This window comes from Pseudonocardia acidicola (genome assembly GCF_012911935.1).
Lineage (GTDB): Bacteria > Actinomycetota > Actinomycetes > Mycobacteriales > Pseudonocardiaceae > Pseudonocardia > Pseudonocardia acidicola.
In genome coordinates, this window is sequence record NZ_JAAXLA010000004.1 from 72468 (window position 1) to 90398 (window position 17931).

Genomic DNA, 17931 nt, shown 5'->3' on the forward strand with positions numbered 1-17931 from the left:
ACCCGGAGGGAGGTCGGCGTGCGGGAGCATCACCGGGCCGACGACGCCCACCCCTGCGGGGACGACGGAGCCGACGACCCGATCGACCTCGGCGCCCTCCGTGCCGACGACGCGTTGATCGACGCGCTGGCAGCCGGCGAGAGGCGATCCCCGAGCGCGCCGGCGGACGGCGTGGATCCGGACGAGCAACTCATCGCGATCCTGGCGACGTGGGTCGCCGGGGTGCGCCCCGAGGAATCCCCGCAGCCGAGTGGCCCGGAGCCGGCGGTCGTGGTGGCCCTCCCGGTTCAGGCCACCGAACGCCGGGCGGGGGCGGGCTACGCGCTCCGCGCAGCGGCAGCGGCCGCGCTGGTGCTCATCGTCCTGTCCGGCCTGGCGATCGGAGCGCGGCAAGCCCGCCCCGGGGACACGTTGTGGAGCGTGTCGAAGGTCTTCTACGCCGAGCGGGCACGGTCCGTCGAGGCCGCGACCGACGTGACGAACGGGCTGGTCAGGGCCCGTGAGGCCCTGCACCAGGGCCGCGCCGGCGACGCCGCTCGGGAGGTCGCCGGCATCCACGCGCGCCTGGCGGCGGTCCGCGCCGCCGAGGGCCGCGACGAGCTCGTCCGGGAGCAGGCGCTGCTCGCCGCGCAACTGGCCGACACCGTGGCCCCGGGCGACCCGGCCACCCGCGCGGTCGCCCCCGGTCCGGCCGGATCCGCACGCCGCCCGAGCCCCGCCTCCGGCGCGGACGCGGCCGTCGCCGCCCCCGGTACATCCACGGCGCAGGCCGCGACCGCTTCCGGAGCCGACCGCGGGCAGCCCGGGACCACCACGAGCAGCCAGTCGGGGTCGACCACCCCGCCGACCGCGACACGGCCGTCGTCGCCGCCATCGGAGAACCACACGCCGCCCCCTTCGGCACCGCCGCGTTCCGAGGGGAGCCCGGACCACAGCACCGCGCCGCCGGCCGAGGGCGGGCCCCCGGCCGGGCACACCCAGCCGAACCACACCCCGCGGGACAGCGCGCCGCAGAGCACCACGGCGCAGAACGGCACCCAGAGCGGCGGCGCGCCGACGACCCCGACTGCTCCACCGACAGCGACCACTCACCCGGCAGCGGCCACTCACCCGGCAGCGACCGGTGGCGAGACCCATGGGCCCGATCCGGGCCAGACCCCGGCCGACCCCGGCGCCGGGCAGAGCACCGGACCGGCGGCGACACCGGCGTCCGCGCCGGGCGAGCCCCGGCCGCCCTCGGACACCGGCGGCCTGGTGCTGGTGGACATGGCGGTCTCCGCCAGCTGAAACGGGTCAGCCCGGCAGCGTCTCCCCACCGAGCGGGGCCAGCACCTCACCCGTGTAGTACGAGGAGAGCTGCTGCGCCGCGAAGAACACGTACGACGGGGCGATCTCGTCCGGCTGCGCAGCGCGGCCCATCGGGGTCTGCGCGCCGAACGACTCGACCTTCTCCGGCGGCATCGTCGCCGGGATCAGCGGCGTCCAGACCGGGCCGGGGGCCACGCAGTTGACCCGGATCCCCCGATCGACCAGCGCCTGGGCCAGCGCGTAGGTCAGCGCGGTCACGGCGCCCTTGCTCGCCGAGTAGTCGATCAGCGACTTGTTGCCGCGCAACCCGTTCACCGACCCGGTGTTGATCACCGAGCTGCCCGGCCCCAGGTGCGGCAGCGCGGCCTTGGTGACCCGGAAGAAACTGTGCACGTTGACGTCGAACGTGCGCAGCCAGCGGTCGTCGGTGATCTTCTCCGGGTCGTCCTCGTCCTCCTGGGTCGCCACGTTGTTGACCACCACGTCGAGCCGGCCGAGCTCGGCGACGCTGCGGTCCACCACCTGCCGGCAGTGCTCCGCGTCCGCCAGGTCCCCGCGGATCGTGACGCAGCGCCGGCCCGCGGCCCGGACCAGGCCCGCGGTGTGCTCGGCGTCGTCGTCCTCGGACAGATAGGCCAGCGCGACGTCGGCGCCCTCCTTGGCGAACGCCACGCACACCGCCCGCCCGATGCCCGAGTCACCACCGGTGACCAGCGCGACCTTGCCCTCCAAGAGCCCCCGGCCCACGTAGCCGGCCATCTCGTCACGCGGGCCGGGCCTCATCGCAGCGGTGTCACCGGGTGGATCCTGCTGCTGGGCGGCCGGGTTCGGGTCCTGCGGCATCGGTGTCACGACCTCCGGTCGACGACGGCGGTGTTCGGTTCCGTGGTGCCCCTACCCGTTCGGCCGTGCCCCGACACCCGCCCGCCCGCCGGGCGGCGGGCCGCCACCCGGTCGTGGCGTGTACCGGCGCGCGCACCGCGGCCCGCCTCGACGTGCCCGCCCGCATCCGGGCGCGGGGCCGCGAGACCGTCGCCCAGGCCCGGCGGACGGCACGCGACGTCCGCGGGGTGGCGGAGAAGGCACCGGCGGTCGACGGTGCGCTGCGGGACCGGCCGAGCCTCGTGGCCGCGATCGTGGCCGCCGTCGCGCTCCTGGTGGGTTACCGCCTGGCCCGGACGTCGGCGTCCCGGGGCTGATCGGCCGACTCCGCCGACCATGTGGCGAACAGCTGCGCCTCGTCCCGGAACGCCTTGAACTCCAGCGCGTTGCCCGCCGGGTCGTGCAGGAACATCGTCCACTGTTCGCCCGGCTCACCGGCGAAGCGCAGGTAGGGCTCGATCACGAAGCTCGTCCCGGCCGCCCGCAGCCGGTCGGCGAGCTCGTGGAACTGCTCGATCGACAGCACCAGCCCGAAGTGCGGCACCGGAACGTCGTGGCCGTCGACCGGGTTCGACCCGGCGCCACCCGGCGACGCGGGGACCACGTGGGTCACCAGCTGATGGCCGTGCAGGTTCCAGTCGACCCAGGTCGACGCGGATCGCCCCTCGGGCAGGCGCAACACCTGCCCGTAGAACTCGCGCGCCTTCGCGAGATCGTCCACGGGGACGGCCAGGTGGAACGCCGGCCGGGTCGTCGTGGATCCCGTCATCCGAGCTCCTCACGTCGTCGGTCTCGGGGCCGTCGGCTCCGGCTCGTCATTCTGGCCGACCCGCGCGCCGACGGCCTGCCGGGTCCGGCGCCACCACCGGGCCCCGGTCAGGCGCTGCGGTGCCGGCGCACCGCCTCGAGCCTGGATCGGGCCCGGTCCACCACGGCAGCGACCTCATCGCCGTGGGCGTCCGGCCCGTCGAGCAGGGCCAGCGTGTCGTCCACCGTGTCGCGCAGCACCTCGCATTCCGCAGCCCGCTCGGCCAGTTCCGCGTTCGCCGCCCACAGATCGACGAAGACCGCCACCTTCGAGCGGAGCACCCACGGGTCGAAGGGCTTGCTGATGTAGTCGACCGCACCCGCCTGATACCCGCGGAAGGCCAGGTGGGCGTCGTAGTCGACGGCGGTGAGGAACACGATCGGGATGCGCCGGGTGCGCTCGCGGTTCTTGATGTGCCCGGCGGTCTCGAAGCCGTCCATGCCGGGCATCTGCGCGTCGAGCAGGATGACCGCGAACTCGTCGACGAGCAGTTGTTTGAGGGCGTCCTCCCCACTGCTCACGCCGACGATCTCGATGGGCAGGCCCTGGAGGATCGCCTCCAGGGCGAGCAGGTTCTCGGGACGGTCGTCCACGGCGAGCACCTTGGGGGTGCGGGACCGGCTCACGGAGCGGGCTCGTGGTGGGCCGGCCGCGCAGAGCGGGACCGCTCGATCCAGGATCCCATCACGGCGAGCAGCCGGTCCTGGTCGACGGGCTTGGTGATGTAGTCGCTGGCGCCTGCGGCGAGGCTGGACTCGCGGTCGCCGGGCATGGCCTTCGCCGTCAGGAACACCACGGGCAGGTCCGCCCCGTGCGGCAGTTTCCGGATCAGCCGTGTGGTCTCGTTGCCGTCCAGGTCGGGCATCATGGCGTCCATCAGGACGATGTCCACGTCCGGGTGCTGGGTGAGCAGCCGGATGCCGTCGGCTCCGTTGTCGGCGTAGAGCACCCTCATCCCGTGCAGTTCGAGGGCGCTGGTCAGGGCGAAGACGTTGCGCACGTCGTCGTCGACGATCAGGACGGTGACCCCGTCGAGCACCGGTGTGGACCGCTCGCCGTCCGGCCCACCGTCCACGGCACGCAGCATCGGCGGTTCCGGCACGGCGTCGGCCCGCGGGCCCGGAAGCCGTTTCGCGACGGCCAGGCGAGTTTGCCGTGACGCCGCTGCCGTGGAGATCGGCATCTCGCCGGGGAGCAGCAGCGTGAACACCGACCCGACGCCGGGTTGCGACTCCACCGTGATCGCACCGCCGAGCATCCGCGCCAACTCCTTGCTGATCGACAGCCCGAGTCCGGTACCGCCGTACTTGCGACTCGTCGTACCGTCCGCCTGCTGGAATGCATCGAAGATCATTCCGAGCTTCTCGTGCACGATCCCGATCCCGGTGTCGTGCACCGCGAACGCGACCACCTCGTGCGCCGCGTCCAGCGTGGGCACACCGTAGACCGTGCCCGCGGCGGCGGGCTCGATCCGGAGGGCGACGGTGCCGGCAGCAGTGAACTTCACGGCGTTCGACAGCAGATTGCGCAGGATCTGCTGCAGCCGCTGGGGATCCGTGGTGATCGTCGAGGGCAGCCCCGACGAGAGCTCGACCTGCAGTTCCAAGCCCTTCTCCTCGGCTTGTGGACCGAAGGCCTGCACCACGTAGTCGCGGATCTGCGCGAGGTCGAGCACCTGGGGTTCGACGTCCACCCGGCCGGCCTCGATCTTGGACAGGTCGAGGATGTCGTCGATGAGCAGCAGCAGGTCGGCGCCCGCGTCGTGGATCGTGCTGGCGAACTCCATCTGCTTGGCGGTCAGGTTGCGCTCCGGGTTCTCGGCCAGCAGCCGGGACAGCAGGAGCAGCGAGTTGAGCGGGGTCCGCAGCTCGTGGCTCATGTTGGCCAGGAAGTCCGACTTGTACCGGCTGGCCCGGGCGAGCTGCTGGGCCTTCTCCTCGACACCGCGGCGGGCGGCGTCGATCTCCATGTTCTTGATCTCGATGTTGCGGTTCTGCTCGGACAGCAGCTCGGCCTTCTCCTCCAGCTCGGCGTTGGTGCGCTGCAGCTCGGCTGACTGGGTCTGCAGCTCCTTCGCGAGTCCCTGCGACTGCGCCAGCAGCTCCTCGGTCCAGCGGTTCGCCTGGATGGTCTTGATCGCCACACCGATGGTGCCGACGAGGCGTCCGAGGAACGTGAGGTGCAGATCGGAGAACGGGGTGATCGAACCGAACTCGATGACGCCGAGCGCCTCACCCTCGAAGAACACGGGCAGCACGACCACCGCCCGCGGCGAGGTCACGCCGAGGCCGGACCGGATCGGCAGGTACCCCGCCGGGATGTCCTCGACCAGCACGACCTGCTTGGTCGCCGCGGCCTGGCCGACGAGCCCCTCGCCCGAGCGGAACGACGGCGGCATCGCGCCCTGGCTCAGCGCGTAGCCGCCACACACCCGCAACAGCATCGACGCGGCGTCATCCGGGTTTCCCTCGGCCAGGAAGAACGCTCCCACCTGCGCCTTGACCAGCGGAGTGACCTCGTTCATGATCATCTGACAGACCTCGCCCAGGTCCCGTTGCCCCTGGAGCAGGCCGCCGATGCGCGCCAGGTTGGACTCCAGCCAGCCCTGTTCGGCGTTTTCCTTCGTCGTCTCCCGCAGGGTGACGATCATCTGGTTGATGTTGTCCTTCAGCTCGGCCACCTCGCCCAGCGCCGCAACCCGGATCTGCTGGGTGAGGTCACCGCTGGCCACCGAGGTCGAGACCGCCGAGATCGCCCGCAGCTGGGTGGTCAGCGTGGAGGCGAGCTGGTTGACGCTCTCGGTGAGGTCACGCCAGGTACCGGACACCCCTCGCACCTGGGCCTGGCCGCCGAGCTTGCCCTCGGTACCCACCTCACGGGCCACCCGGGTCACCTCGTCGGCGAACGACGACAGCTGGCCCACCATCGTGTTGACCGTGCTCTTCAGCTCCAGGATCTCGCCCCGGGCATCGACGGTGATCTTCTGCGACAGATCGCCCCTGGCCACCGCGGTCGTGACCTGGGCGATGTTGCGCACCTGAGCGGTGAGGTTGCCGGCCAGCTGGTTCACGCTCTCGGTGAGATCGCGCCAGGTGCCGGCCACGCCCTTGACCTGGGCCTGGCCACCGAGCTTGCCCTCGGTGCCCACCTCGCGGGCCACCCGGGTCACCTCGTCGGCGAAGCTCGACAGCTGGTCGACCATCGTGTTGACCGTGCTCTTCAGCTCCAGGATCTCGCCCCGGGCATCGACGGTGATCTTCTGCGACAGATCGCCCCTGGCCACCGCGGTCGTGACCTGGGCGATGTTGCGCACCTGCCCGGTCAGGTTCGACGCCATGTAGTTGACGTTGTCGGTGAGATCGCGCCAGGTGCCGGCCACGCCCTTGACCTGGGCCTGGCCACCGAGCTTGCCCTCGGTGCCCACCTCACGGGCCACCCGGGTCACCTCGTCGGCGAAGCTCGACAGCTGGTCGACCATCGTGTTGACCGTGCTCTTCAGCTCCAGGATCTCGCCCCGCGCGTCCACCGCGATCTTCTGCGACAGATCACCGTTGGCCACCGCGGTCGCGACCTGGGCGATGTTGCGCACCTGCCCGGTCAGGTTCGACGCCATGTAGTTGACGCTGTCGGTCAGCCCGCGCCAGGTGCCGGAGACGTTGGGCACCTCGGCCTGGCCACCCAGCTTGCCCTCGGTGCCCACCTCACGGGCCACCCGGGTCACCTCGTCGGCGAAGCTCGACAGCTGGTCGACCATCGTGTTGACCGTGTTCTTGAGTTCCAGGATCTCACCCCGGGCATCGACGGTGATCTTCTGCGACAGGTCGCCCAGCGCCACGGCCGTGGTCACCTGGGCGATGTTGCGCACCTGAGCGGTGAGGTTGCCGGCGAGCTGGTTGACGTTCTCGGTGAGGTCGCGCCAGGTGCCGCTGACGTTGGGCACCGCGGCCTGGCCACCCAGCTTGCCCTCGGTGCCCACCTCACGGGCCACCCGGGTCACCTCGTCGGCGAAGCTCGACAGCTGGTCGACCATCGTGTTGACCGTGTTCTTGAGTTCCAGGATCTCACCGCGGGCGGCGACGGTGATCTTCTGCGACAGGTCGCCGCGGGCCACCGCCGTGGCCACCTGGGCGATACCGCGGACCTGGTCGGTGAGGTTCGCCGCCATCAGGTTCACCGCGTCGGTGAGGTCCTTCCAGGTGCCGGCCACCCCCGCCACCTCGGCCTGGCCGCCGAGCCGGCCCTCGGTGCCCACCTCCCGGGCCATCCGGGTCACCTCGTCGGCGAACAGCCGCAGCGTGTCGGTCAGCGAGTTGATCGTGTCGGCCAGCTCGGCGACCTCGCCCCGTGCGCTCACCGTGATCCGCCGCGACAGGTCACCCTGCGCGATCGCGGTCGCGGCCGACGAGATCGACCGAACCTGGTTGGTGAGGTTGCTGGCCATGGTGTTCACCGAGTCGGTGAGCGCCCGCCAGGTGCCCGCCACCCCGCGCACGTCGGCCTGTCCGCCGAGCGCACCCTCGGTACCGACCTCACGGGCCACCCGGGTGACCTCGTCCGCGAAGGACGAGAGCTGGCCGACCATGGTGTTCACGGTGCGACCGATGCGCAGGAACTCGCCGCGCAGCGGCCTGCCCTCGATCTCCAACGCCATGTGCTGGGACAGGTCGCCCTGGGCCACCGCCTCGATGACGCGCGCGATCTCGCTGGTCGGCCGGGCGAGATCATCGATCAAGCCGTTGACGGCGTGTGCGGTCTCCGCCCACAGGCCGTCGTAGGACTCCTCGTCCAGCCGCTCGAGCATGCGACCCTCGCGACCGACCACCCGGCTGATCCGCAGCAGGTCCCGGTTGCGCCGCTCCTGCAGCCCGACCAGCTCGTTGAACTGATCGGCCACCTCGCCGAAGGGTCCGCCGCGCCGGGGCAACCGCACGTCGAACCGGCCGAGGCGCACCTCACGGAGCGCCTCGGCGAGCTCACGGAGCAACGGCTCGACATCCTCGGTCACGGGTCCGGAACGATGATCGCCGGACTGGACGGCGGTGGCTGCGCCACCACCCAGGGAATCCGCCATGGCCGCCGCCTTTCACGTCCACCCTCGGCCGAGCCGGTCGACGGCCACGGACACCGAGGCGCCGCTGGTAGACCCTATTCGGGCTGCGCCCGCGGCGCCATGGACTACCCCGACACGGCAGACTTGAACGCGTGCGGACCCATCCCGGACGGCGGACACGATTCCCCCCTGCCGCCGATTCACCGCGCCACGCCCGCCGGCTGCTGCGCCAGGCTCTCGACGCTGCCGGGATCGGCGAGGACGACGAGTTGTTCGACACGGCGCTGCTCCTGGCCGGCGAACTGTTCGACAACGCGGTCCTGCACGCCGGCACCGAGTTCGAGCTCGAGCTGGAGATCACCGCCGACGACGTGTGGATCGCGGTGAGCGACCGCGGGGCCGGACCACTGGAGCTCCACCTCGCACAGCCCCGGCAGCGCTACGGTCGCAAAGCCAGCCACGGCCGGGGCCTGGCCATGGTGCAGCGACTGGCCGCGTCGTGGGGAACCCGGCACGATGCCGACGGCACCCACCAGATCTGGTTCACCCTGAACCGCAACGAGGCGGCCGATCCACCACAGGACACATCGGCGGTGCCCCGCCCGCAGACCCCTGCCGCTCCCGCTCCGCCCGACCTCGGCCGGTTCTGGCCGAACGGCGACGGCATGCGCCGGTTGCTGCACCTGCCCGCGACCGTCGGCGCCTCCCTCGACGCGCCGGAGCTCATCGCGGAACTCGTCCGCCGGCTGCACGAGGTCCTCGACGTCGACGGGGTGGCGGTCGAGGTCGACACCGGCGACGGCAGCGGGACCCGCCAGCTGTGCCGACAGGGTCTCGACCCGGCGACGGATGTGCCGCCGGCGCGGGTGCTGCACGTGGCCCTGCCGCTCACCGCGCCGCTGCGCGGCCGCTTGCAGGTCGTACCCCGACCCGGCGCCGCTGCGGCACTGGACATCGCCGAGCTCGCCGCGCACCGGATCGCCCTCGCCATCGAGGCGGACTGGCTGCGCGCCGCCGACCGGCGCCGCCGGGCCTGGATGACCTATCTGGCCGACACGAGCGAGCTCCTCGGGCAGTCGCTCGACGTCGGCCTCAGTGTCGCGCTCGTCCCGCAGGTCGTCGTGCCGAGGCTGGGACAGTGGTCGGCCGTCCACCTGCCGGACGCAGCCGGCCACCTCCAGCTCGCCGCGCTGACCCACGCCGACGAGGACGCCATCCCCGAGCTGCGGGATGCCCTCGATCCGGGGGCGGCGCTACCCGCTGCGTTGCGCGCTCAGCTGACGGCGCTGTTGCGGGGCAGCGTCGCCCCGGCCTGGTTCAGCGTGCCGACCGACGGGATCGCGGTCGCCCTGACCGCTGCCGGGCGCGGCGTCGGGGTGCTCACCGTCGGCCGGCCCACCGATCGCCCGCACAGCCCCGAGGACATCGCGCTCATCACCGACATCGCCCGCCGCGCCGCGCTCGCCATCGACAACGCGCAACGCACCGCGCTGCACGTCCAGACCTCGCAGGCGTTCCAGCAAGCCCTGCTGCCCCGGGCACTGCCGACACCCGACGGTGTCGAGTTCGCCGCCGCATACCTGCCCGTCAGCTCCGGCAGCGACGTGGGCGGTGACTTCTACGACGTGGTGCCCACGGCACCGGATCGATGGTTGGCCTCGATCGGGGACGTCTGTGGCAAGGGCGCCCGAGCCGCCGCGCGCACCGGCCTCGTCCGCGACGTGCTCCGGGTGCTGGTGAGGGACGGCCGTCCGTTGACCCGTGCGATCGAGCTGCTCAACGACGTCATGATGGAGGCCGGGGACCCGTCGCAGTTCTGTACCCTCGCCGCCGCGCTGATCAGCCGGGTGGGTCCGCACGACGGCGGTGGCCTGGACGTCGACCTCGTCCTGGCCGGCCACCTGCAGCCGGTCGTGGTCCGTGCCGGCGGCGCCACCGAGCTGATCGGCCGGCACGGGACCGCCGTCGGCCTGGTCGAGCGGGTACAGCTGACCTGCACCCGGCACCACCTCGACCCCGGCGACATGTTGCTGGCCTACACCGACGGCGTCACCGAGCGCCGCAACGGACACGACGAGTTCGGCGCCGAGCGGCTGCTCACGGCGGCGTCCGGAGCGGCCGGACGAACCGCCGCCCGACTCGTCGCGTCGGTGCGCGCCGCCATCGAGGTCTTCTCCGTGGACGAGCGCCACGATGACATCGCCCTCCTCGCGGTGCGCGCCGGTCCGGGGCAGCACAGCGGCGGCGGCTAGAGGGACGAGCGGCAGGGGAAGCAGTCGAGAACAGCATTCATTCCGAGCATTCGCAGCACCATGTCGGCGGTGCGTCCGGTGACCAGCTTGAACGCCTGCTTGGTACTCAGGCCCTTGAGGACGTTGACGATGATGGGCACCGCCACGGAGCCCATGAAGGTGACCCCGCAGAGGTCGACCACGATCGTGTCGGCGCGGCCGACGGCGTCCTCGAGGGCGTCCCGAAACACCTTCTCGGTGGCCAGGTCGAGCCCGCCGGTCGTGGTGAACACGGCCGCGCTGGGACTCAGTTCAAGCAGATCGACGGTGATCCGCGGAGTGGCGCCGCCAACGGGTAGGTGGGGCATGACCCGCTCCGATGTTCGTCGCTACCGACGACCGTACCGCTGTCCGACCCGGCGGCAACCCCACACTGCCCACGTGCTCGACGACGTCATCGAGCGGGACGTCGCTCGCACGGCCGCCCGGCCGGACAGCCCGGCAGCGGGCTGACCCCGCCTGCCGGTCAGGAGGGCACCGAGGTTCCGGCGGTGGTGTTCTCGGCGCGCGCGGGGCGGCGCAGCAGCAGGAACGCCGTCGCGGCGACGAACACGACGAGGCTGGTCCAGTCGTTGAGCCGCAGCCCGAGGAAGTGGTTGGCGTGATCGATCCGCAGCGCCTCGATCCAGGCCCGACCGGCGGTGTAGGCGGCGACATACAGCGCGAACAACCGCCCGTTGCGCAGCCCGAACCGGCGCCCGGCCCACACCAGCAGCACCGCCACCCCGATGTCCCACAGCGACTCGTACAGGAACGTCGGCTGATAGGTCGCGATGTCCGGGGTGTCGGGGGGACGGTGCGCAGGATCGATCTCCAGCGCCCACGGCAGCGTGCTGGGCCCGCCGTAGAGCTCCTGGTTGAAATAGTTCCCCCACCGCCCGATCGCCTGCGCGACCACCAGGCCCGGGGCCATCGCATCGGCGAAATCCGCCAGCCTGATGCCACGGCGCCGACACCCGATCCACGCTCCCACCGCACCGAGCGCGACCGCGCCCCAGATGCCCAGGCCCCCGTCCCAGATGTACAGAGCCCGAACCGGGTCCTTGCCCGGGGCGAAGTAGAACTCCGGATCGGTGATCACGTGGTAGAGCCGGCCGCCGACCACGCCGAACGGCACCGCCCACACCGCCACGTCCAGCACATCGTCGGCCACGCCGCCACGGGCCACCCAGCGCCGCTGGGTCCACCACACCGCCACCGCGATCCCCGCGATGATGCACAGCGCGTACGCCCGGATCGGAATCGGTCCCAGATGCCAGACCCCCTGAGCGGGGCTGGGCAGGTACGCCAGCGTCATCGCTTCCCGTCTTCTCGCACAGGCCCTGGTCGGGTCCGGGCTCATCGCGCGGCACCCGGACCCGAATATACTCCGACGCCTGACACCGAATGCGCATGACCCAGCCGCGACCGGACTCATTCCTTCGACAGGTGAGCGTAAGCAGAATACGCGTCACAAGTGCAGACGAGACCCAGTTCCCGGTTAGGCCACGGCAAATTTTTACCCGGATCGGCGGCGGCGACCTCATCAGCCCGACAATGACCCGATCGGCGGCGGCCCCGTGCCGGAACAGCTTCACAGCGGCCCGTGCCGTCGTCGGCGAGCAGCGGTGCAGCATCGGCGTCGAGTTGTCCGGGGATCACCAACAAGCTGGTCTAGCTGCAGAAACTCCGCTGGCACGCGGCCCGGGTGCGCACGCCCGGCCCAACCTCGGCACCGCCGCGGCGATACCTCGAACCCGGAGAGGCGAGTCTGCTTCGGCGGCCGACGCCACATGTATAGATGCGTCCCCGGCGGACATATTTGTTAGTCTCAGGCTTCACGACATCATCTCGCTACGTCGCGGGTCCGACCGGGCAACACGCTCGACATCCCTCGCCCCAGCGGGGACCTCTCAGGTTGGAGAGTGATTACCGGCAATGCCAGGTGTTTCCGTACAGATTGCCTCATCCGGATTCCCGGATTCCGGTTGGTACCTCGACGTGGTGCGCTTCGCGCAGGACACGCCGTGGCTGCACCCCGTGGCAGTGGTCTACACGACAGCCGGCTTCGTCCTGCTGGCCCTGCTGTTGCTCGCCGGCGGACTGCACGCCCGCCGCAGCAGCGACTCGACCGCGGCCGCGGCGCTGGCCGCCCCCGTCGGGGTGCTGCTGGCCCTCGGCGCCGGCGCCGTGGTCAAGGCCTTCGTCGGCGAGGTGCGGCCCTGCGACACCCTGCACGTCACCGCCACGGTGCTGCCCTGTGATCCGCCCACCGATTACGCCTTCCCGAGCAATCACAGTGTGGTGGCAGCGGCCCTGGCCATCGCCCTGCTGGTCGTCCATCGCCGACTGGGTTGGACGGCTGTGCCCTTCGCGCTGCTCCTGGGAGCCTCCCGGGTCTACGTCGGCGCGCACTATCCGCACGACGTCGTCGTCGGACTGCTCGTCGGCGCGGCCTGCGCCCTGGCGGTCGGCAGCGCCGCACGGACGTGGGGAGGCCCGGCCGTGCGCCGGCTGCGCCGCGGCCCGCTGGGCCGGCTGCTCGGCCCCGGCCCGGCAACAGCCGCCGCGGCCGAGGCCGGCTGCACCGCGACGAGCACCACGGCCCCGGCGGACACTCCCGCGGACTCGCTGATCGGGGGCTCGCACGGCTAGGCCGCAGCGGGCGACATCGATCGGAACGCTCGCATCTCGGTGGCGGTGCACCGGGGCTCGGCCCGTCCTACCGGAGATCGTCGGGTGGGTCGTAGACGTAGCCGATGCCGCGGACGGTCCGGATCCGGGCGGGCGTCCTCGGGTCGTCCTCGATGCGTGCCCGCAGGCGCATGATGTGCACTTCCAGGGCCTTCGTGCCGTCGTACTGCGTCCCGCCCCACCCCTCGTCGAGGATCTCCCGGCGGGTGACGACGCGGCCGGCGTTGTCCATGAGCAGGCGCAGGATGAGGAATTCCTTGTGCGGTAGGGGGACGACCTGTCCGCGGACCCGGAGTTGGTGGCCGTCGATCTGGAGCTCGACATCGCCGATGCGGAGCACGCGTAGCCGGCCCGCCGTCTGCGGCTGGACGGGCTGGAAGGTGCGCGGGCCGCCGCCGGCGGAAGCGAATCCGGGTGTGACCATCAGCCAAAGCGCCCCGAGATGTAGTCCTCGGTGGCCTGCTGGGTCGGGTTGGAGAACATCCGCTCGGTGTCGTCGATCTCCACCAGCCGGCCCGGCTCACCGGTCGCGCGCAGGTTGAAGAACGCCGTCTGGTCGCTCACCCGCGCCGCCTGCTGCATGTTGTGGGTGACGATGACGATCGTGTAGTCCTTCTTCAGCTCCGAGATCAGATCCTCGATCGCGAGCGTGGAGATCGGGTCCAGCGCCGAACACGGCTCGTCCATCAACAGCACGTCGGGCTGCACCGCGACCGCACGGGCGATGCACAACCGCTGCTGCTGCCCACCGGACAACCCGCCACCCGGCTTGTTCAACCGGTCCTTGACCTCGGTCCACAGGTTCGCCGCCCGCAGCGCCCGCTCCGCGGTCTCGTCGAGTTCCTTCTTGCCCTTGCGGCCCTGCAGCTTCAGCCCGGCCACCACGTTGTCCCGAATGGACATCGTCGGGAACGGGTTGGGCCGCTGGAACACCATGCCGATCGTGCGGCGCACCCCGACCGGGTCGACCGAGGGACCGTAGATGTCCTCGCCGTCGAGCAGCACCTCGCCCTCGACCCGGGCCCCGGGGATCACCTCGTGCATCCGGTTGAGCGTGCGCAGCACCGTCGACTTGCCACAGCCGGACGGGCCGATGAACGCCGTCACGCTGCGCGGCGGCACCGACAGGCTCACACAGTCCACGGCGTGGAACTTGCCGTAGAAGATGTCGACATCCTTCATGTCAACGCGTTTGGCCATGGCCGGTTCTGCCTTTCTAACCGCGGACCCGCGCAAGGCGGGCGATGAGCCGGGCGGCGATGTTGAGGAGCAGGACGATGAGGATCAGGGTCAGGGCACCGGCCCAGGCCCGGGCGACCGCAGTGTCGTTGGGGAGGCCGGCTTCGCCGAACACGAACAGCGGCAGGGCCTCCTGGGGCCCGGAGAACGGGTTGACGTTGAGGGCCGGGTTGCCGAACACGGTGAGCAACAGCGGCGCCGTCTCACCGGTGACCCGGGCGATGCCCAGCATCACACCGGTGATGATGCCGGGCAGCGCCGTCGGAAGGACGATTCGCAGGACGGTGATCCATTTTTCGACGCCCAGCGCGTAGCTGCCCTCCCGCAGTGCCCCCGGGACGATCTTCAACATCTCCTCGGAGGTGCGGACGATCGTCGGGAGCATCAAGATGATCAGCGCGAGGGAGCCGGCGAACCCGGAGAAGCTCTGGCCCAGCACCAGGATCCACAGGGCGTAGATGAACAGGCCGGCGACGATCGAGGGCAGCCCGGTCATGACGTCGACGAAGAAGCTCACCGCGCGGCCGAAGCGGCCGGCGGCGTATTCGACGAGGTAGATCGCCACGAGCAGGCCGAACGGCACCGAGATGAGCGTTGCGATGCCGACCTGTTCCAGGGTTCCGATGATCGCGTGGTAGATGCCCCCGACCGGGTCCTGCTCGGCGACCCCGCGCATCGTGTGCGTGAGGAAGAACGGGTCGAGGCGTTCGAGCCCCCGCACGATCGTGAATCCGAGCACGGCGACGAGCGGCAGAACCGCCACCACGGCGCAAGCGACCAGCACCAACGTGACCATGCGGTCCGTGGCGCGCCGCTTCCCTTCCACCACCGCGGACACTGCGGTCTGCGCCACCACGTAGAGCACCGCGACGAACAGTCCGAACTGCACCCGGCCCTGCAGCGGGGTCACCGCGAACACAGCGCCGGACACCACGATCACTCCGGCGAAGACCGCGAAGAACGACCACCGCGGGAGCCGGGGCCGGCGCAGCGGGGGCTCGAACGCAGGTACGTCCAAAGCGGTCACCGGGCAACTCCTCGCTTGACGATCGCGCGGGCGGCGAAGTTCACGATCAACGTGATGGCGAACAAGATCAGACCGGAGGCGATGAGCGCCCCCCGGCCGGTCGCGCCGGCTTCGCCGTAGGTGTTGGCGATGTTCGCGGCGATCGTGTTTCCGCCCGGTTCGAGGATGCGGAAGCTGATCTGATAGTTCGCCGAGAGGACCAGCGCGACGGCGATGGTTTCCCCGATCGCCCGGCCGAACCCCAGAACGGTCGCACTCACCATGCCGGAACGCCCGTACGGCAGGATCGCCGTCCGGACCATCTCCCACTTCGTGGCACCGATCGCATAGGCCGCCTCGATGTGGTCGCGCGGGGTCTGACCGAAGACCTCCCGGGAGACCGCCGCGACGATCGGCAGGATCATCACGGCCAGCACCACGGACGCCACGAGAACGGATTTCCCGAACGTGCCGTCGGATGCGAAGAGCGGAATGAAGCCCAGGTAGCGGTTCAGGAATTGCGCCAGCGGGATCATCGCGGGGACCAGGTAGATCAGGCCCCAGAGGCCGAAGATCACACTCGGAACCGCCGCCAGCAGATCGATGACGTATCCCAGCGGGCCACCCAACCAGCGGGGTGCGTAGTGGCTGGTGACGAGAGCGACACCGACGGCGACCGGCACCCCGATCAGCAAGGCCAGCAGCGAGCTCAACACGCTGCCGAAGGCCAGCGCGGCGATGCCGAACGACGACGGGGAGTCGTCCGGACTCCAACCCAGGGTCGTGAGGAAGTTCGACCGGTCCGCACTGATCGCCGGAATCGCCTCCAGGAGGAGGAAGACGGCGATCGCGGCCATGATGCCCAGCAGGAGCACGCCGGCCCCGGTGGCCAGCAGCCGGAATCCGGTGTCGCCCCGGCGAGGTCGCCGACGACTCAACTCACCCGGTGGCCCAGCGGTGGGCGCGACCGAACCCGCGGACGACGCGGCAGGCCGCGTGCCGGGATTCTCGCCGCGCGAATGTCTAGAGGTCACATCGGCCACCGCTGTCTCGAACTCCTCCATGTCGCTGCCTGACATCCGCGGTCCGGGCGGGAGAGCCGGATGGCGCTCCCGCCCGTAGCGCTCATCTAGGCGAGAGAGCTGATCGCCTGCTGGACCTTCGTCCGCAGGTCGTCCGGCAGCGGGACGTAGCCCTGGTTGGCCAGCGGCTGCTGCCCGGCGGTGCTGGCCGCGTAGGACAGGAAGTTCTTGATCAGGGGCAGCTTGTCCGGTGCGTTGCCCTTCGAGCAGACGATCTCGTAGGTCACCAGCAGGTTCGGGTAGGCGTTGGCATCGGTGTTCGTGTAGTCGAACTGCAGCTTCAGGTCGTTGCCGGAGCCGACGACCTTGGCCTTGGACAGGAAGTTGGCGACGTTGGCCGTCGTGAGCTCGACGAACTTGCCCGCGGCGTTGCCCACCTTCGCGTAGGGAATGTTGCTCTGCGTGGCGAAGGACAGTTCCATGTAACCGATGCCGCCCGGGGTGGTCTTCACGCCCTGGGCGATGCCCTGGGTGCCCTTGGAGCCCTGACCGCCGGGTGCCGGCCAGTTCTTGTTCGCCCCGTAGGTCCAGTCGGCCTTCGCTTCATTGGCCAGGTAGTTGCTGAAGTTGTAGCTGGTCCCGGAGCCGTCGGACCGGTGGAAGGTCTGGATGGGCAGGTTGGGCAGGGTGACGCCGGGATTGTCCTTGGCGATCACCGGGCTGTCCCAGTTCGTGACCTTGCCGTCGAAGATCTGCGCGATCGTCGCGGCGGACAGGTTCAGGGTCGGCACGCCGGGCACGTTGTAGCCCACCGCGATCGGGCCGGGCACCATCGGGAGGTTGATCGCCGGGCCGCTCTTGCATCGGGCGTCGGCCGCCTGCTGCTCGCTACCCTCGGCCAGCGGGAAGTCCGAACCCGCGAAGTCGATCGTCCCCTGCTGGAACTGCTGCACGCCGGCCCCCGAGCCGCCGCCCCCGTAGTTGATGTTCGAGCCGGAGCATGTGGACAGATAGTTCTTGGTCCACTCCGACATCGCGTTCTGCTGGGCCGTGGACCCGGCGAGGGTCAGCGACCCGGTCGAGCAAGAGATGTCCGCAGTGGAACCGGCCGCCGCACTCGTCCCGGTGCCACCGCCGTTGTCTGTTCCACAGGCCGCTAGCAGCACCATCCCAGCCGTCGCCAGACTGAGCGCGACACCATGCCGCGAGAGCTTCACTTGTCCTCCGGATGTGGGGAGCCAGGTCGGTCACGACCACGGAACGGCCGCCGGGGAAACGTATCGGCGACCAGTAGACGCACGCCCCTATTGAGGTGAACGGAGAATGAACTGTCACGTGGAGTAATCGCCATAAGGCATCGAAAGGGGCGATATTCGGCCCTTCCGGTCACACTTCCCTAAAATGGCGTACCGATCTCTTGTGGTTGATCGGGAGCCAACGGCGCCCGCTCCGCCGGAGAGAGCAGGCCCCTCCCGGCGAGCGCCGGATCCCCCGAGCCCGACCGGCGGCATCCCCAGCCCCCGCTCGCCCGCGCGCCCCATCCCCACGAACGGCACTTTCGTTCGAACCTAGTGAGCGAACGTGCCGTTCGTGACAAGGACGGGGCAGACTCGAGGGAGCAGTGGAGCTGGTGGGGGCTATGGGAATCGTGG

15 protein-coding genes are annotated in these 17931 nt (G+C 70.6%); 4 read left to right on the forward strand and 11 right to left on the reverse strand.

Annotation, left to right across the window (positions count from 1 at the left end):
• Window positions 1-18 precede the first annotated feature (18 nt).
• Window positions 19-1287 (forward strand): hypothetical protein, encoded by a 1269-nt coding sequence (locus HF526_RS03470; RefSeq protein WP_169379751.1) that lies wholly within the window; start codon window positions 19-21, stop codon window positions 1285-1287.
• A 6-nt stretch (window positions 1288-1293) separates the two neighbouring features.
• Here the strand turns inward: HF526_RS03470 and HF526_RS03475 are convergent, their stop codons facing one another.
• A complete protein-coding gene (locus HF526_RS03475) occupies window positions 1294-2151 on the reverse strand; it encodes an SDR family oxidoreductase (RefSeq protein WP_169379752.1) in 858 nt (285 codons plus the stop codon).
• 65 nt (window positions 2152-2216) lie between these two features.
• Between HF526_RS03475 and HF526_RS03480 the strand changes: the two genes are divergently transcribed.
• Window positions 2217-2507: a hypothetical protein gene (locus HF526_RS03480; RefSeq protein ID WP_169379753.1), complete on the forward strand. Its 291-nt coding sequence runs from the start codon at window positions 2217-2219 to the stop codon at window positions 2505-2507.
• On the opposite strand, the gene HF526_RS03485 is transcribed toward HF526_RS03480, so the two are convergent.
• From HF526_RS03485 to HF526_RS03495, 3 genes are all read right to left on the reverse strand, one after another.
• Window positions 2471-2959, reverse strand: a complete 489-nt coding sequence (locus tag HF526_RS03485; RefSeq protein ID WP_169379754.1) for a VOC family protein — start codon at window positions 2957-2959, stop codon at window positions 2471-2473. The genes HF526_RS03480 and HF526_RS03485 overlap by 37 nt on opposite strands.
• A 107-nt stretch (window positions 2960-3066) precedes the next feature.
• On the reverse strand, window positions 3067-3624 hold the full coding sequence (locus tag HF526_RS03490) for a response regulator (RefSeq protein WP_169379755.1): 558 nt from the start codon (window positions 3622-3624) through the stop codon (window positions 3067-3069).
• Window positions 3621-8003 (reverse strand): HAMP domain-containing protein, encoded by a 4383-nt coding sequence (locus tag HF526_RS03495; protein WP_420821583.1) that lies wholly within the window; start codon window positions 8001-8003, stop codon window positions 3621-3623. Before HF526_RS03495 ends, HF526_RS03490 begins: the two co-directional genes overlap by 4 nt.
• A gap of 197 nt (window positions 8004-8200) precedes the next feature.
• Between HF526_RS03495 and HF526_RS03500 the strand changes: the two genes are divergently transcribed.
• Window positions 8201-10300, forward strand: coding sequence for a SpoIIE family protein phosphatase (locus tag HF526_RS03500; protein ID WP_169379757.1), 2100 nt, complete (start codon window positions 8201-8203; stop codon window positions 10298-10300).
• Here HF526_RS03500 and HF526_RS03505 read toward each other — a convergent pair.
• On the reverse strand, window positions 10297-10647 hold the full coding sequence (locus HF526_RS03505) for an STAS domain-containing protein (RefSeq protein WP_169379758.1): 351 nt from the start codon (window positions 10645-10647) through the stop codon (window positions 10297-10299). The two genes, HF526_RS03500 and HF526_RS03505, sit on opposite strands and share 4 nt — an antisense overlap.
• A 158-nt stretch (window positions 10648-10805) precedes the next feature.
• The gene (gene lgt, locus HF526_RS03510; RefSeq protein WP_169379759.1) at window positions 10806-11636 is read right to left on the reverse strand and encodes a prolipoprotein diacylglyceryl transferase; all 831 of its coding nucleotides are present in this window, start codon (window positions 11634-11636) and stop codon (window positions 10806-10808) included.
• Window positions 11637-12322: 686 nt separating this feature from the next.
• Between lgt and HF526_RS03515 the strand changes: the two genes are divergently transcribed.
• Window positions 12323-12973, forward strand: coding sequence for a phosphatase PAP2 family protein (locus HF526_RS03515; protein ID WP_338051269.1), 651 nt, complete (start codon window positions 12323-12325; stop codon window positions 12971-12973).
• Between the two features lie 67 nt (window positions 12974-13040).
• Here the strand turns inward: HF526_RS03515 and HF526_RS03520 are convergent, their stop codons facing one another.
• The 5 genes from HF526_RS03520 to pstS form a co-directional block, all read right to left on the reverse strand.
• Window positions 13041-13436 carry a winged helix-turn-helix domain-containing protein gene (locus HF526_RS03520; RefSeq protein ID WP_169379761.1) on the reverse strand — a complete coding sequence of 132 codons (396 nt, stop codon included), beginning with the start codon at window positions 13434-13436 and terminating at the stop codon, window positions 13041-13043.
• Window positions 13436-14212 (reverse strand): phosphate ABC transporter ATP-binding protein PstB, encoded by a 777-nt coding sequence (gene pstB / locus HF526_RS03525; RefSeq protein WP_169379762.1) that lies wholly within the window; start codon window positions 14210-14212, stop codon window positions 13436-13438. Before pstB ends, HF526_RS03520 begins: the two co-directional genes overlap by 1 nt.
• Before the next feature lie 16 nt (window positions 14213-14228).
• On the reverse strand, window positions 14229-15278 hold the full coding sequence (pstA, locus tag HF526_RS03530) for a phosphate ABC transporter permease PstA (protein WP_169379763.1): 1050 nt from the start codon (window positions 15276-15278) through the stop codon (window positions 14229-14231).
• Window positions 15275-16321 carry a phosphate ABC transporter permease subunit PstC gene (gene pstC, locus HF526_RS03535; protein ID WP_211176718.1) on the reverse strand — a complete coding sequence of 349 codons (1047 nt, stop codon included), beginning with the start codon at window positions 16319-16321 and terminating at the stop codon, window positions 15275-15277. The genes pstA and pstC overlap by 4 nt, the downstream gene beginning before the upstream one ends.
• A gap of 65 nt (window positions 16322-16386) precedes the next feature.
• On the reverse strand, window positions 16387-17448 hold the full coding sequence (gene pstS, locus HF526_RS03540; protein ID WP_211176719.1) for a phosphate ABC transporter substrate-binding protein PstS: 1062 nt from the start codon (window positions 17446-17448) through the stop codon (window positions 16387-16389).
• Window positions 17449-17931 lie beyond the last annotated feature (483 nt).

Bases quoted from the DNA above. Each gene is read 5' to 3' on its own strand.
- HF526_RS03475 (WP_169379752.1), bottom strand. From the start codon at position 2,151: ATGCCGCAGGACCCGAACCCGGCCGCCCAGCAGCAGGATCCACCCGGT.
- pstC (WP_211176718.1), bottom strand. From the start codon at position 16,321: ATGGAGGAGTTCGAGACAGCGGTGGCCGATGTGACCTCTAGACATTCG.
- HF526_RS03505 (WP_169379758.1), bottom strand. From the start codon at position 10,647: ATGCCCCACCTACCCGTTGGCGGCGCCACTCCGCGGATCACCGTCGAT.
- HF526_RS03485 (WP_169379754.1), bottom strand. From the start codon at position 2,959: ATGACGGGATCCACGACGACCCGGCCGGCGTTCCACCTGGCCGTCCCC.
- lgt (WP_169379759.1), bottom strand. From the start codon at position 11,636: ATGACGCTGGCGTACCTGCCCAGCCCCGCTCAGGGGGTCTGGCATCTG.
- pstS (WP_211176719.1), bottom strand. From the start codon at position 17,448: ATGGTGCTGCTAGCGGCCTGTGGAACAGACAACGGCGGTGGCACCGGG.
- HF526_RS03520 (WP_169379761.1), bottom strand. From the start codon at position 13,436: ATGGTCACACCCGGATTCGCTTCCGCCGGCGGCGGCCCGCGCACCTTC.
- pstB (WP_169379762.1), bottom strand. From the start codon at position 14,212: ATGGCCAAACGCGTTGACATGAAGGATGTCGACATCTTCTACGGCAAG.